Below are 13,127 nucleotides of genomic sequence, written 5' to 3' on the forward strand. Positions count from 1 at the left end.
CGGCGCGCCGAAACCGCGCCCATCGCACGCCTAGAGAACGACGATACCCGTGTGCTTGGCCTTGTGCTCCGGCTCGACGTGGATCGTCGTGCGCGCGCCCGGAACCCCCTTGGCGATGCCTTCTTCGACCCGGTCGCAGATCTCATGCGCCCGGTCGACGGTCATCTCGCCGGGAACGACCAGATGAAAATCGATGAAGATCACGTGGCCGGCGGACCGGGTTCTCAGGTCATGCGCCTCCAGCGCGCCTGCGCCGGCCTCGGAGATCGCGTCGCGGATCTTGTCCTGAAGCGCCGGAGACACCGCCTCGTCCATCAGCCCGCCGACGGATTCCTTCACCAGTCCCCATCCCGACCACAGGATGTTGATCGCCACGAGGCCGGCAAGGAGGGAATCGAGCGCCTGGATACCGGTCGCGAACACAAGCAGGACGCCGACAAGCACGCCCAGCGACGACACCACGTCGGTGACCAGATGCTTGCCGTCGGCAACAAGCGCGAGCGAACGGTGCTGCCGTCCGACGCGAATGAGCACATAGGCCCAGACCCCGTTGAGCACGGAGGCGAGGCCGTTGATCGCAAGGCCCTCAACGGAAAACACCACCGGCTGCGGGTCGGCATAGGCAAGCCAGGCTTCGCGGATGATCGAAAGCGCCGCGAGCACGATCATCACCCCGACCAGAACGGCAGCGAAATACTCGACCTTGTGATGGCCGTAGGGATGATTGCTGTCGGCCGGCTTTGCGGCGAACCAAACGGCCAGAAACGCGGCAATCGCCGAGGCGACATTGACGACGGATTCCAGTGCGTCGGAATACAGCGCGACCGAACCGGTCCACCAGTAGGCGACGAGCTTCAGCCCGAGAACAAGCAAACCGACGAGAATGCTGGAAAAGGCGATACGAAGGCGCAGGGACATTACGGTCGGCCCATTCAGGATCGGTCATTGCCCAGACGTGCCGCCCGGCAGTCGCCGTTCGCCCGCCGGCGGCAAAGCCCTACCCTGTTTTCTCCGGGAAGACAAACGCCCGGGCGGCGTCCGCGTTTCGCGCTAGCGGATCGCCGCGCCGAGGATACGGCCCGGCCGGCCACCGTCCTCCATCTGCACGATCACCGCGCAGCGCTGCGCCTTCATCTTCTTCAGGTCGCTCATCGGAAGACGAAATTCCACCCGTCCGCCGTCCCACATGCCGACCGCCCGCAGGCTGCGCACGACATTGGTATAAACCACCTCGCGGCCACGGTTTTCGCCGCGCCCGATGTCCACGCTCACCGGGGCGGCGACAAGGGCGAGCATCACGGTCGCCATGCCCCCGGCCACCGGCATGCGGCCGTCAACCCGGATCGTGAGAACATCCTTGCGCGGCAGGATCTCCACATCGACGGGCAACGGCGCCGCCGATTCGAGCGCGACATCGAGCGCCCGGCGGTCGCTGCCGACCATGTGATCCTGGCCATTGACCACGATCTGCGGCGTATAGACGTCGCGATCGCCGCGCGCGGCCGCATAATCGCGCTGGCGGGCGCTGTTGGCCGGCGAGGCGAGCGTGTCCTGCCAGCCGAGATAGTCCCAGTAGTCCACGGGATAAGACAGCACGACAAGGTCGGACCGCCGGGATATCTCCGTGACCAGCCTGTCCGCCGGCGGACAGGAGGAGCAGCCCTGGCTGGTAAAAAGCTCCATCACCGCGCGCGGTCCGTCCGAGGCACCGGCAGGCACCGGAGCACTCAAGAGACACGCCGCCAGCACGGCGCGCAGCGCACGACGCGGCGAAGGCAGAAGCATGGGCATTGCGCGGTTCTTTCCTGGCACCGGAGCGACCCGATCCGGATGATCGGCGAATCGCCGGGGCACGAGCGTGCGAAAACAGACGCAACAATAGGCAGGGCGGCGTTCAATGACCACTCACGACCCCTTGAGGGTCGCGGCATTCCTCAGCGCGACATCGCGCCGGTTTCGCCGGGCGGATTGGCGAGCGGGGCCGCCGCGCGCCCTGCATCGACCTCGCGCATATGGTTGAGCGCCCAGTGGACGGACGGAAAGGCGATCTCCCGCCACGGGATCTCGGCCCAGTCGAACAGGCCCGCCTCCAGCGTTTCCGAGCCGGCCGCAAAGCGTCCGTCGAAACGCGCCCTGTAGATCATCTGCACCTGGGACAGCCGTGCGATGGTGTAGACGGCGAGCAGGCCGTCGAGTTCGATCTCGGCGCAGAGTTCTTCGCGCGCTTCCCGCCGCGCGCCGTCTTCCGGCGTTTCGTGAAGCTCGAGATAGCCCGCCGGAAGCGTCCAGAGCCCGCGCGACGGCTCGATGGCGCGACGACCGAGCAGATAACGCCCCTCATGCACCACCACCGAGCCGACGACGATGCGCGGGTTTTCGTAGGACACGAAGCCGCAACGCTCGCAGACGTCGCGCTCATGCGTGTCGCCCTCGGGCCGGGCACGGCGGAAGACCGGGGAAAGCGGGCCGTCGCCCATGCCGCTCTATCCGTTCGGCGTGGCGAGGATCTTGTCGAGCTCGGGAAGGAACACATCCCGGTAGCTTTCCGGCGACAGCGGGCCGATGAACTTGTAGCGGATCATGCCCGCCGCATCGACGATATAGGTTTCCGGAACCCCGTAGACGCCCCAGTCGATCGCGGCGCGGCCCTTGTCGTCGGCGCCGACGCGGTCATAGGGGTTGCCGAGCGTGCCGAGAAAACGGCGGGCGTTCTCCGGCTTGTCCTTGTAGTTGATCCCGATCATCTGTGCCTTGTCCAGGCGCGCCAGATCCTCCAGCAGCGGATGCTCCTGACGGCAGGGCGCGCACCAGGACGCGAAGATGTTGACCACGCTGACCTGGCCGAGAAGATCCGCCCGCGCCACGCCGGGGACGGGCGAACCGTCGTCGCCGCGCAGGTCCGCAACCGGCGGCAGCGTGAACTCCGGCGCCGGCTTGTCGATCAGTGCCGAGGGCACCTGGGACGTGTCCTTGCCGCTCAGGAGCTGCACCAGAAAGAGCGCAGCCAGAAGCGCGAACACCAACAGCGGCAGAAGCGCCATCAGCGGAATACGGCGACGCGGCGCGTGGCCTGGAGACCCTGTGTCTTGGCTCACGATCCGGCCTCCCCGGCATTGCTCTTGCGCGCCCGGGCGGAGCGGCGGGTCACGCCCTGCGCCTCCATTGCAGAAAGCCGCGCCCGCAGCCGGGCGCCATCGGCGAGGATCCACGCGAACAGCGCGCCGATCACCCCGAGCGTGACCAGGTAGCAGGCGACGATGAACCCGGCATGGGGTCCGAGAGCGAGAAGATCCGTCATTCGGCGGCCTGCGAGGTTGCCACGCCGACGCGCGCGCTGGCGGCCTGGAGTTGCATCGTGCGCAGCCGGCGGCGCAGGATCTCGTTGCGCATCGCCATCAGGTGCATCACGAAGAAGAGCAGCGTGAAGGCCAGCGCCATGACAAGCAGCGGCCACAGGATCGTCGGATGGATCGTCGGACCGTCCATGCGGATCACGCTGGCGGGCTGGTGCAGCGTGTTCCACCAGTCGACCGAGAACTTGATGATCGGCAGGTTGATGGCGCCGACGAGCGTCAGCACGGCCGCCGCCTTGCCGGCGCGGATCGGGTCCTCGATGGTGCGCCACAGCGCGATCAGCCCGAGATACATGATGAACAGCACCAGCACAGAGGTGAGACGCGCGTCCCAGACCCAGTAGGTGCCCCACATCGGCTTGCCCCAGAGCGACCCGGTGATCAGCGAGATCAGCGTGAAGGCGGCGCCGATGGGCGCGGCCGCCTTGGCCGAGACATCGGCCAGCGGGTGCTTCCAGATCAGCGTTCCCAGCGAGGAAACGGCCATCACCGAGTAGCACATCATGGCAAGCCAGGCGGCGGGCACATGCAGATACATGATCTTCACCGTGGCGCCCTGCTGGTAATCGTCGGGCGCGACGAAGAACGTCATGTAGAGACCCGCGGCGAAGGCGACGACGCACGCTGCGAAAAGCCACGGCAAAAGCCGCGCCGAAAGCGCAAGGAACCGGGTCGGATTGGCAAGGTCGAGAATGGCCATGATGTATTTCTAGTGGCGCGCGGCCAGCCTTTCAATGCAAGACGCGACGCGCGCGGCCGGATGCCGCGTCAATCGCTGGAAAACCGGAGCGCCATCGCCGCCGCAACCGGCCCGACGACCGCCGAAATCAGCGTCAGCGCGCACAAGAGCAGGAACGGCGTCATGAAGGGCGTCGGCTCCGTCACGGCCGCCCCCGACGCACTCACGCCGAAGATCAGCACCGGAATGGAGAAGGGCACCACAAGAACGGCAAGAAGCAGCCCGCCCCGGCGCAACGACACGGTGAGCGCCGCGCCAATCGCACCGATCAGCGTCAAGGCCGGCGTTCCGGCCAAGAGCGTCAGCGCCACCGCGCCGATCGCCAGCGGTTCCAGGTTGAGGAAGATCGACAGCACCGGCGCGGCCAGCACGAGCGGCAGGCCCGTGCCGGCCCAATGCGCCAGGCATTTCACCAGCACCAGCACCTCCAGCGGACGGCCCGACATCAACATGAGGTCGAGCGATCCGTCGTCGCGGTCGGCCTGAAACAGCCGGTCGAGGCCGAGCAGCGTGGCAAGCAGCGCGCCGATCCACAAGACCGCCGGGCCGATCAGCGCCAGCAGGTTGAGATCCGGCCCGACGCCGAAGGGAATGACGGTGATGACGGCGAGAAAGAACAGGACGCCGATCAGCGCCCCGCCGCCGACCCTGAGCGACAGGCGCAGCTCGCGCAGGAACAACGCCCCCATCCAGCCGCTCATGCCGGGGCCTCCAGGCGCAGCGTGCCGACGTCGGCAAGCGGCATTTTCTGGTGGGTGGCGGCGACGATCATGCCGCCTGCGGCAAGATGCGCGCTCATCAGTTGGCCGAGCCGGGCCTCCGACGCCGCATCGAGCGCGGAGGTCGGCTCGTCGAGCAGCCACACCGGCCGCGCGACGACCAGAAGCCGCGCGAGCGCCAGCCGGCGCCGCTGACCGGCGGAGAGATAGGCGGCCGGCAGATCGCCCGCGTGATCGATGCCGAGCGCTTCAAGCGCCTCGATAGGCGTCATCGGCTGCCATTGCGCACCGGTTCGCCCGGGCGCGAGGAACGCGGTCCAGAAGGCGAGATTTTCCAGAACGGTGAGGGCGGGTTTCAGCGCGTCGAGATGACCGTAATAATGGCAATGCTCGCCGGCGCTCAGCTCCGGATCGCCGTCCTCGACCCGGACTTCTCCGGACGCCGGCTGCACCAGGCCGGCGAGCACGCGCAACAGGCTCGACTTGCCCACCCCGTTCGGCCCGGTGACGGCGAGTGCGCGGCCGGCCTCCAGCGTCAGCGCGAGATCGGAGAACACACGGCGTCCGCCGCGTTCGCAGGACAGGTTTTCGGCAACAAGACGCATGGTGTTCCAGGTCCGGGCGGAGCGCGATGCGCACCGGGATGTTTCGCATCGCACGGCCGGCCATCCGGGATCAAGCGTGAATGCGGCCGGGACCGTGCCGGGGCCTATCCCATTTGCCGAGGCGAAACGCGTCGCTCGGTGCTGGCACCGCGCTGCAAAATTCGTTATACGGGCGCCAACACGCGCGCGGACCGGACACCGGATCACGCTGCGCGCCATGAGTTTTCTAGCGCACGTGCGCGGCCACAGCGCCGGCCGCGACGAGATACGAAGGGATGGCCAGCCGTGACCAAATCGCTCGACAGTTTCAAAGCCAGGAAATCGCTGAAGGTCGGTGACAAGACCTACACGTATTTCTCGATCCCCGACGCCGAGAAGAACGGTCTGGAAGGCGTGTCGCGCCTCCCGTACTCGCTGAAGGTGGTTCTGGAAAACCTTCTGCGCTTCGAGGACGGCCGCACGGTCACCAAGGCCGACATCCTCGCCTGCGCCGAATGGCTCAAGACGCGCAAGTCCAGCCACGAGATCTCCTATCGTCCGGCGCGCGTGCTGATGCAGGATTTCACCGGCGTCCCCGCCGTGGTCGACCTGGCGGCCATGCGCGATGCCGCCGTCAAGCTCGGTGGCGACCCGAAGAAGATCAACCCGCAGGTTCCGGTCGACCTGGTCATCGACCATTCGGTGATGATCGACTATTTCGGCACCAAGGACGCCTTCAAGAAAAACGTCGAGCTTGAGTACGAGCGCAACGGCGAGCGCTACGAGTTCCTGCGCTGGGGCCAGTCCGCGTTCGACAACTTCCGCGCCGTGCCCCCGGGAACCGGCATCTGCCACCAGGTCAACCTGGAGTACCTCGGCCAGACGGTCTGGACCAAGGACGAGGACGGCGAAACGCTGGCCTATCCCGACACGCTGGTTGGCACCGACAGCCACACGACGATGGTCAACGGCCTGGCCGTGCTCGGCTGGGGCGTCGGCGGCATCGAGGCGGAAGCCGCCATGCTCGGCCAGCCGATCTCCATGCTGATCCCGGAAGTCGTCGGCTTCAAGCTGACCGGCAAGCTGAACGAGGGCATTACCGCGACCGACCTCGTGCTGCGCGTCGTGGAAATGCTGCGCCAGAAGGGCGTGGTCGGCAAGTTCGTCGAATTCTTCGGCCCCGGCCTCGACAACCTGAGCCTGGAAGACGCCGCGACCATCGCCAACATGGCACCGGAATACGGCGCGACCTGCGGCTTCTTCCCGATCGACGACGACACGGTCAGCTACCTCAAGGCCACCGGCCGCGACGCCGAGCGTGTTGCGCTCGTGGAGGCCTATGCCCAGGCCCAGGGCATGTATCGCACCTCCGACACGGATGAACCGGTCTTCACCGACACGCTGGAACTCGACATTTCCACCGTGGTGCCTTCGCTTGCCGGCCCGAAGCGTCCGCAGGACCGCGTCGCGCTGACCGAAGCCGCACCGAAGTTTGCCGAGGCCCTCAAGGAGATCAGGGGCGGCAGCAAGAGCCCGACCGCTCCGGCGGCCTCCACCGGCGAGGCCCGCTTCGTGGGCGAAGGTGCCACCGGCGTGACCGGCGAGGTGCATCAGCGCTACGATGTCGACGGTCAGGACCACGGCCTTGCCGACGGCGACGTGGTGATTGCCGCGATCACCTCCTGCACCAACACGTCGAACCCGAGCGTCCTGATCGGCGCCGGCCTCGTCGCCCGCAACGCGCTCGCCAAGGGCCTGAAGGTCAAGCCGTGGGTGAAGACCTCGCTGGCACCGGGTTCCCAGGTTGTCACCGACTATCTGGAAAAGGCCGGCGTGCAGAAGGACCTCGACGCGCTCGGCTTCAACCTGACCGGCTACGGCTGCACCACCTGCATCGGCAACTCCGGTCCGCTCGACCCGGCGATTTCCAAGACGATCAACGACAACGATCTGGTCGCCTGCTCGGTGCTCTCCGGCAACCGCAACTTCGAGGGCCGCGTCAATCCGGACGTGCGCGCCAACTATCTGGCCTCGCCCCCGCTGGTCGTCGCCTATGCGCTCGCCGGCAGCCTGAATGTCGACATCACCACCGAGCCGCTCGGCGAGGACCGGGACGGCAATCCCGTCTACCTCAAGGACATCTGGCCGACCACGGCGGAGATCACCGATCTCATTCGCTCGTCCGTCAACGAGCAGATGTTCCGCGAGCGCTATTCGGACGTCTTCAAGGGCGACGAGCATTGGCAGGGCATCAAGGTCGAAGGCGGCATGACCTACAGCTGGCCGGCCGGGTCGACCTACGTGCAGAACCCGCCGTACTTCGAAGACATGACGATGGAGCCGAAGCCGCTGGAAGACATCGAGGGCGCGTCCGTTCTCGGGCTTTTCCTGGACTCCATCACCACCGACCACATTTCTCCGGCCGGCTCGATCAAGGCCGACGCACCGGCCGGCGTCTACCTGCAGGAGCACCAGGTCGCCAAGAAGGACTTCAACTCCTACGGCGCGCGCCGCGGCAACCACCAGATCATGATGCGCGGCACCTTCGCCAACATCCGCATCAAGAACCAGATGGTTCCGGGTGTCGAAGGCGGCGTCACCATGAAGGACGGCGAGAAGAAGTGGATCTACGACGCGGCGATGGAATACAAGGACGCCGACACCCCGCTGGTGATCTTTGCCGGCAAGGAATACGGCACCGGATCGTCGCGTGACTGGGCTGCAAAGGGCACGCGCCTGCTCGGCGTGCGCGCCGTGATCGCCCAGTCGTTCGAACGCATCCACCGCTCCAACCTGGTCGGCATGGGCGTCCTGCCCTTCACCTTCAAGGACGGCGAGAGCTGGCAGAGCCACAACATCACCGGCACCGAAAAGGTGACGATCAAGGGCGTGACCGAGCTGAAGCCGCGCCAGACGGTCGATGTCGAGGTCGAATACGAGGATGGCACCAAGAAGGTGATCGAGGTGCTCTGCCGCATCGACACCGAGGACGAGCTGGAATACGTGCGCGCCGGCGGCATCCTGCACTATGTGCTGAGAAACCTCGTTTCAGCCTAAGACCGGACAGGACCCGGTGACCTGACGAACCGAATGGCGGCCCGCGACGCGTGGGCCGCCATTTTTGCATTCGTGTCCGACAGGCTTTGCACTGCGGATCCGCTGCTAGCCGTCCAGCATCGCGTCGAGCAGGGCTTCGTAGATCGCCTCGACGCGGGCGGCTTCGGCCTCTCCGAGACGGTGGAAATAGGACAGGCCGGGCGCGGAGTTCACTTCCAGCACGCAGGCATCCGTGGCGTCTGCCCCCTCCAGCAGGAGATCGACGCCGGCAAAGCGCAGGCCCAGCGCTTGCGCCGCCCGGATCGCGAGATCGCCGACAGCCGCGCCGACGCGCTCCGTGACATCTTCCGCGCCCCCGCCGGTTGACAGATTGGCGTTGGGCAGCAGCTCGACGCGGGCACCCGCCTTCGGCACGCTTGCAAGTGTGAGGCCTTGCGCTGCGAGATGCGCCGCGATCCGCGGATCGGCGAGCACCACGCGCGCACCCTTGCCGCCGGCAGAGAACCCGCCAAGGACCGCCTGCGCAAGCTCCGCGATGCTCAGCCGCCCGTCGCCGGTGACCGAGAGGGGAGAGCGGCGGAAGACGCCGTACACGACACCATCGAGCACGATCACCCGGTGATCCGCACCGGAAACCGCCTGTTGCACCAGCACGCGTTCGTGAACCGCGAAAAGCCCGTCGAGCGCGCGGCAAAGCGCGTCCTGATCGGCGACCCTGGTGACGCCGTCGCCCTCCGACCCTTCGTTCGGCTTGACGAAGACCGGCCAGCCGGTCTCGCGCGCGAAGTCGGCTGCCGCCTCGACCTGCGGCAGGCGCGCGGCGACGGCCGGGTTCTTCAGCGCCAGCGCGGCGACCCGGCGCGGAGAGTGCAGGAGCAGGGAGCGGGGGACGGGCAGGCCGGCCGCCGCCAGAAAACGGGCGGCATAGTCCTTGTCCTTGGCGAGCGCGGAGGCGCCGGCGCCGTTGATGTCGAAATTGGTACCCTTGAAGATGAACCGCCGACCGTCGGCGGCCGTGATCGCGCCGGCATAGCCATAGAGCGGCTCGACCTCGATCCGCGCCCCGCGCGTGCGGCACAGGCGCGTCAGGATATCCACCCAGAGCGGGCTGGTCGCAGGCCGGGGAAGGGAAGGCGGGACGGCGTCCAAGGCGTGTGCGGCCTAGTTGTTCCGTCGCTGCATCATGTTCGCATTGTAGTCGATGCGGAAGAGCTTCGGATTGGTCGGGCCGTTGACGGTGGTGTTGTAGATCGCAACGGACGTGTCGTAGCCCTGCGCGTCCGTCACCGTCCACTGCTTCAGTTCGGTGGATTCTGCGTCGAAGATCAGCGTCAGCTTGCCGGAACCGAAGGTGGTGTCGTCGGAGAGAACCACCGTCACCAGGTCCGGCTCGACCGAAACGCCGGCGACATCGGCATCGGCGGCGAGATTGATCTGTTCCGCCAGCAGGAAGCGCAGCGGCGTTTCCGACAAGGGCCAGATGTCCTGGGTCGCGAGCTTGCGATCCTTCACCGAGACGGACTTGCCGTCGGCAACGATATCCACCTTGGACGGCGGATTGTAATAGAAGCGGATCTTGCCCGGACGGGCGAGGTAGAACTTGCCTTCCGCGCGTTCGCCGTTCGGGCCGAACTGGATGAAGTCGCCGTGCATGGTCTTCACCGAGTTGAAGTAGGTGTTGACCTCGGAAAGCGTCTCTTTCTGCTGGGCGTTGAGCGCGGCGGCGCCAGCCGGCGCGAACGGCGTCAGCAGGGCGGTCGCGGCAATCGCGGCAGAGGCAAGGCGCAAGAAGCTGCGGCGGGCGAATGTCATGCGGTTAGGCTCCGTCGAATGGACCCGCCTCGCGGGGGGAGGCGGGGAAATCGTGCCATCAAATCTGCCGTTGCGCTAGCAGGCGGCTGTGGCGAAGTTGCGACGAGAGACGATTTTAAAAATCGTCCTCCACCCCGTTTTGCACGAGGATCTCGCGCTTTCCGGCGTGGTTGGCGGCTCCGACGAGGCCTTCCTGCTCCATCCGCTCGATGATCGAGGCGGCGCGGTTGTAGCCGATCGACAGGCGACGCTGAATGTACGACGTCGACGCTTTCTTGTCGCGCAGCACGATCGCCACCGCCTTGTCGTAGAGGTCGTTGCCCTCGTCGCCGCTGCCGCCACCGGCGAGCTGGTCGTAGGGGCTGTCGGACACTTCGTCCTCCGCCGTGACCGCTTCCAGATATTGCGGCGTGCCCTGGCGCTTGAGATGGGTGACGATATGCTCGACCTCATCGTCGGCGACAAACGGCCCGTGCACGCGCTGGATGCGCCCGCCGCCGGCCATGTAGAGCATGTCGCCCTGACCGAGAAGCTGTTCCGCCCCCTGTTCGCCGAGGATGGTGCGGCTGTCGATCTTGGAGGTGACCTGGAAGGAGATACGGGTCGGGAAGTTCGCCTTGATCGTGCCGGTGATGACGTCAACCGACGGGCGCTGCGTCGCCATGATCAGATGGATGCCGGCGGCACGCGCCATCTGCGCCAGACGCTGGATCGCACCCTCGATGTCCTTGCCCGCCACCATCATCAGGTCGGCCATCTCGTCGACGATGACGACGATATAGGGCATCTTCTCCAGCGGCAGCTCCTCATCCTCGAAGATCGGCTCGCCGGTGTCGCGATCGAAGCCGGTCTGCACGGTGCGGGTGAAGACCTCGCCCTTTTCCAGCGCCTGGGTAACGCGCGTGTTGAAGCCGTCGATGTTGCGCACACCCATCTTCGACATCTTCTTGTAGCGCTCCTCCATCTCGCGGACGGTCCACTTGAGCGCCACGACCGCCTTCTTGGGGTCGGTGACGACGGGCGTCAGCAGGTGGGGAATGCCGTCGTAGATCGACAGTTCCAGCATCTTCGGGTCGATCATGATCAGCTTGCACTGATCCGGCTCCATCCGGTAGAGCAGCGACAGGATCATCGTGTTGATCGCCACCGACTTGCCCGACCCGGTGGTGCCGGCGACGAGCAGATGCGGCATGCGCGCCAGATCGGCGATCACCGGTTCGCCGCCGATGGTCTTGCCGAGCGTCAACGCCAGTTTCGCCTTGCTCTTCTCGTAGTCGCTGGCCGCCAGAAGCTCGCGCAGCAGCACCATTTCACGGCGCTGGTTGGGAAGCTCGATGCCAATGGCGTTCTTTCCCGGAATGACCGCGACACGCGCCGAAATCGCGCTCATCGAGCGGGCGATGTCGTCGGCCAGACCGATGACGCGGCTCGACTTGATGCCGGGGGCCGGCTCCAGTTCGTAAAGCGTCACCACGGGACCGGGGCGCACCTCGATGATCTCGCCGCGCACGCCGAAATCCTCCAGCACGCCTTCCAGGATGCGGGCGTTCTGTTCCAGCGCATCGGTGTTGACCGCCGTCTGGCGGCCGCCGTTCTTGGCTTCGGCCAGCAGATGCAGCGGCGGCAGCTCGTAGGCCCCGGGCTGACGCAGGAAGGAAGGCTGCGCTTCCGCCGCAACGCGTTTGCCGGGCCGCGGACGTCCCGCCGGCGGCACAACGCGCCCCGCGGGCTGCGCGTCACGGCTCGCCGGTCCGGCGATGGCACGCGGCAATGGGGTGGACATCGGGCCGCCGGCCTCCGCATCGTCCTCGTCAAGGTCGGGCAGATCGTCGAGGCTCGGAGCGGGTGGCGCGGGTTCGGCGATCTCCGGCTCGTGGTCCTGCGGATAAAACGCGTCCAGCCCGTCGTCTTCCGGCGGCATAAGGCGGTCGGCGAGCTTGCGGCGCAGCGCGGAAAAGCCACCGTGGCGGCCGACCGGATCGTCCTCATCGGCAAGGTCCTGCGGCGCATCGTCCCAGCCGTCGTCTTCGTCGTCGTAGGGCTGGAGATCGAAGCCGTCACGGCTGCGCGCCGCGCCGCGCCGGCGCGAGATCAACCGGCGTGCGGTCGCACCGGCAAGCAAACCCATGTGCGCGACGGCCCCGGCAACCGCCTGCCAGCGTCCGCCGCCGTGGTCGTCCTCGTCGTCGTCCCCATCGTAGTCCGGAACCGCGCCGACGCTGCGCGCATGGCGCGACGGCTCCGGCAGGGGCTCCAGCACCTGCACCGGCTCGCGCCCGAGCCAGCCGGCGGCGCGCAGCATCAGGATCGTCGCCGGCACGCCAAGGCCGAGCCCGCCAACGATCATCGCCATGCCGGGCGTCAGGTCGTCGGTCAGGAGAGCCGGGATCATATGGACGAAATCGCCGAGAAACCCGCCAAGCCCCGTCGGCAGCGGCCAGCTTGTCGGAACGGGCAGGGCGGCAAGCGCGCCGGCCGCCAGGAGCGTCCCGGCGGCCCAGGCGCCCAGGCGCCGCACGGCGATGCCGCTTGCGCGCGCCGACAACAGGCGCCAGCCCCACAGGACCACGGGCACGAGAAACACCGCCGCCGCAAGCCCGATCGCCTGCATGAAGAAATCCGCGATCACCGCACCCGGCCAGCCGAGCGCATTGCGCACCGGCGCGGTGGTCGCATGGCTGAAGCTTGGATCGGTGACCGACCAGGTGGCCAGCGCGGAGGCAAGGGCAGCGCTGGCCGCGATCACGGCGAGACCGGCGGCGCCGATCATGTTGCGCTTCAGGAAACGCTTCAGAGGCGCTTCGGTGTCTTCCAGCCCGAGGGCTGCGGCACGGCCGGAGCGAGCAGGGTTGGCGCGGCGCAT

Annotated in this window: 12 protein-coding genes; 1 reads left to right on the plus strand and 11 read right to left on the minus strand. The window is 66.9% G+C overall.

All coding sequences use genetic code 11. From position 1 onward, the window contains the following. Positions 1-30: 30 nt before the first annotated feature. The 8 genes from G572_RS0108485 to ccmA all read right to left on the minus strand — a co-directional run bounded on the left by G572_RS0108485 (position 31) and on the right by ccmA (position 5,416). The gene (locus G572_RS0108485) at positions 31-918 is read right to left on the minus strand and encodes a cation diffusion facilitator family transporter (RefSeq protein WP_029058099.1); all 888 of its coding nucleotides are present in this window, start codon (positions 916-918) and stop codon (positions 31-33) included. A gap of 132 nt (positions 919-1,050) precedes the next feature. Continuing rightward, entirely contained in the window at positions 1,051-1,791 is a 741-nt protein-coding gene (locus tag G572_RS0108490; RefSeq protein ID WP_029058100.1) for a DUF1223 domain-containing protein, read from the minus strand. 143 nt (positions 1,792-1,934) lie between these two features. Beyond that, positions 1,935-2,477: an NUDIX hydrolase gene (locus tag G572_RS23140; RefSeq protein ID WP_037546262.1), complete on the minus strand. Its 543-nt coding sequence runs from the start codon at positions 2,475-2,477 to the stop codon at positions 1,935-1,937. A 6-nt stretch (positions 2,478-2,483) separates the two neighbouring features. Then, positions 2,484-3,041 (minus strand): DsbE family thiol:disulfide interchange protein, encoded by a 558-nt coding sequence (locus tag G572_RS23145; protein ID WP_051242026.1) that lies wholly within the window; start codon positions 3,039-3,041, stop codon positions 2,484-2,486. 50 nt (positions 3,042-3,091) lie between these two features. Then, entirely contained in the window at positions 3,092-3,298 is a 207-nt protein-coding gene (gene ccmD, locus G572_RS0108505) for a heme exporter protein CcmD (protein ID WP_029058101.1), read from the minus strand. Beyond that, on the minus strand, positions 3,295-4,053 hold the full coding sequence (locus G572_RS0108510) for a heme ABC transporter permease (protein WP_029058102.1): 759 nt from the start codon (positions 4,051-4,053) through the stop codon (positions 3,295-3,297). Before G572_RS0108510 ends, ccmD begins: the two co-directional genes overlap by 4 nt. Positions 4,054-4,121: 68 nt before the next feature. After that, entirely contained in the window at positions 4,122-4,781 is a 660-nt protein-coding gene (ccmB, locus tag G572_RS0108515) for a heme exporter protein CcmB (protein WP_029058103.1), read from the minus strand. Between the two features lie 8 nt (positions 4,782-4,789). Beyond that, entirely contained in the window at positions 4,790-5,416 is a 627-nt protein-coding gene (gene ccmA / locus G572_RS0108520) for a heme ABC exporter ATP-binding protein CcmA (protein ID WP_029058104.1), read from the minus strand. A 285-nt stretch (positions 5,417-5,701) separates the two neighbouring features. On the opposite strand from ccmA, the gene acnA reads away from it, so the two are divergent. Then, positions 5,702-8,452 (plus strand): aconitate hydratase AcnA, encoded by a 2,751-nt coding sequence (gene acnA / locus G572_RS0108525; protein ID WP_029058105.1) that lies wholly within the window; start codon positions 5,702-5,704, stop codon positions 8,450-8,452. A gap of 105 nt (positions 8,453-8,557) precedes the next feature. Here the strand turns inward: acnA and G572_RS0108530 are convergent, their stop codons facing one another. From G572_RS0108530 to G572_RS0108540, 3 genes are all read right to left on the minus strand, one after another. Beyond that, positions 8,558-9,550, minus strand: coding sequence for an ATP-dependent carboxylate-amine ligase (locus G572_RS0108530; RefSeq protein ID WP_169391298.1), 993 nt, complete (start codon positions 9,548-9,550; stop codon positions 8,558-8,560). Between the two features lie 63 nt (positions 9,551-9,613). Beyond that, complete coding sequence (locus G572_RS0108535) at positions 9,614-10,264, minus strand: outer-membrane lipoprotein carrier protein LolA (RefSeq protein ID WP_029058107.1); 651 nt, start codon at positions 10,262-10,264, stop codon at positions 9,614-9,616. Positions 10,265-10,379: 115 nt separating this feature from the next. Continuing rightward, entirely contained in the window at positions 10,380-13,127 is a 2,748-nt protein-coding gene (locus tag G572_RS0108540; protein WP_029058108.1) for an FtsK/SpoIIIE family DNA translocase, read from the minus strand.

It is taken from the genome of Stappia stellulata DSM 5886 (genome assembly GCF_000423705.1).
GTDB lineage: Bacteria > Pseudomonadota > Alphaproteobacteria > Rhizobiales > Stappiaceae > Stappia > Stappia stellulata.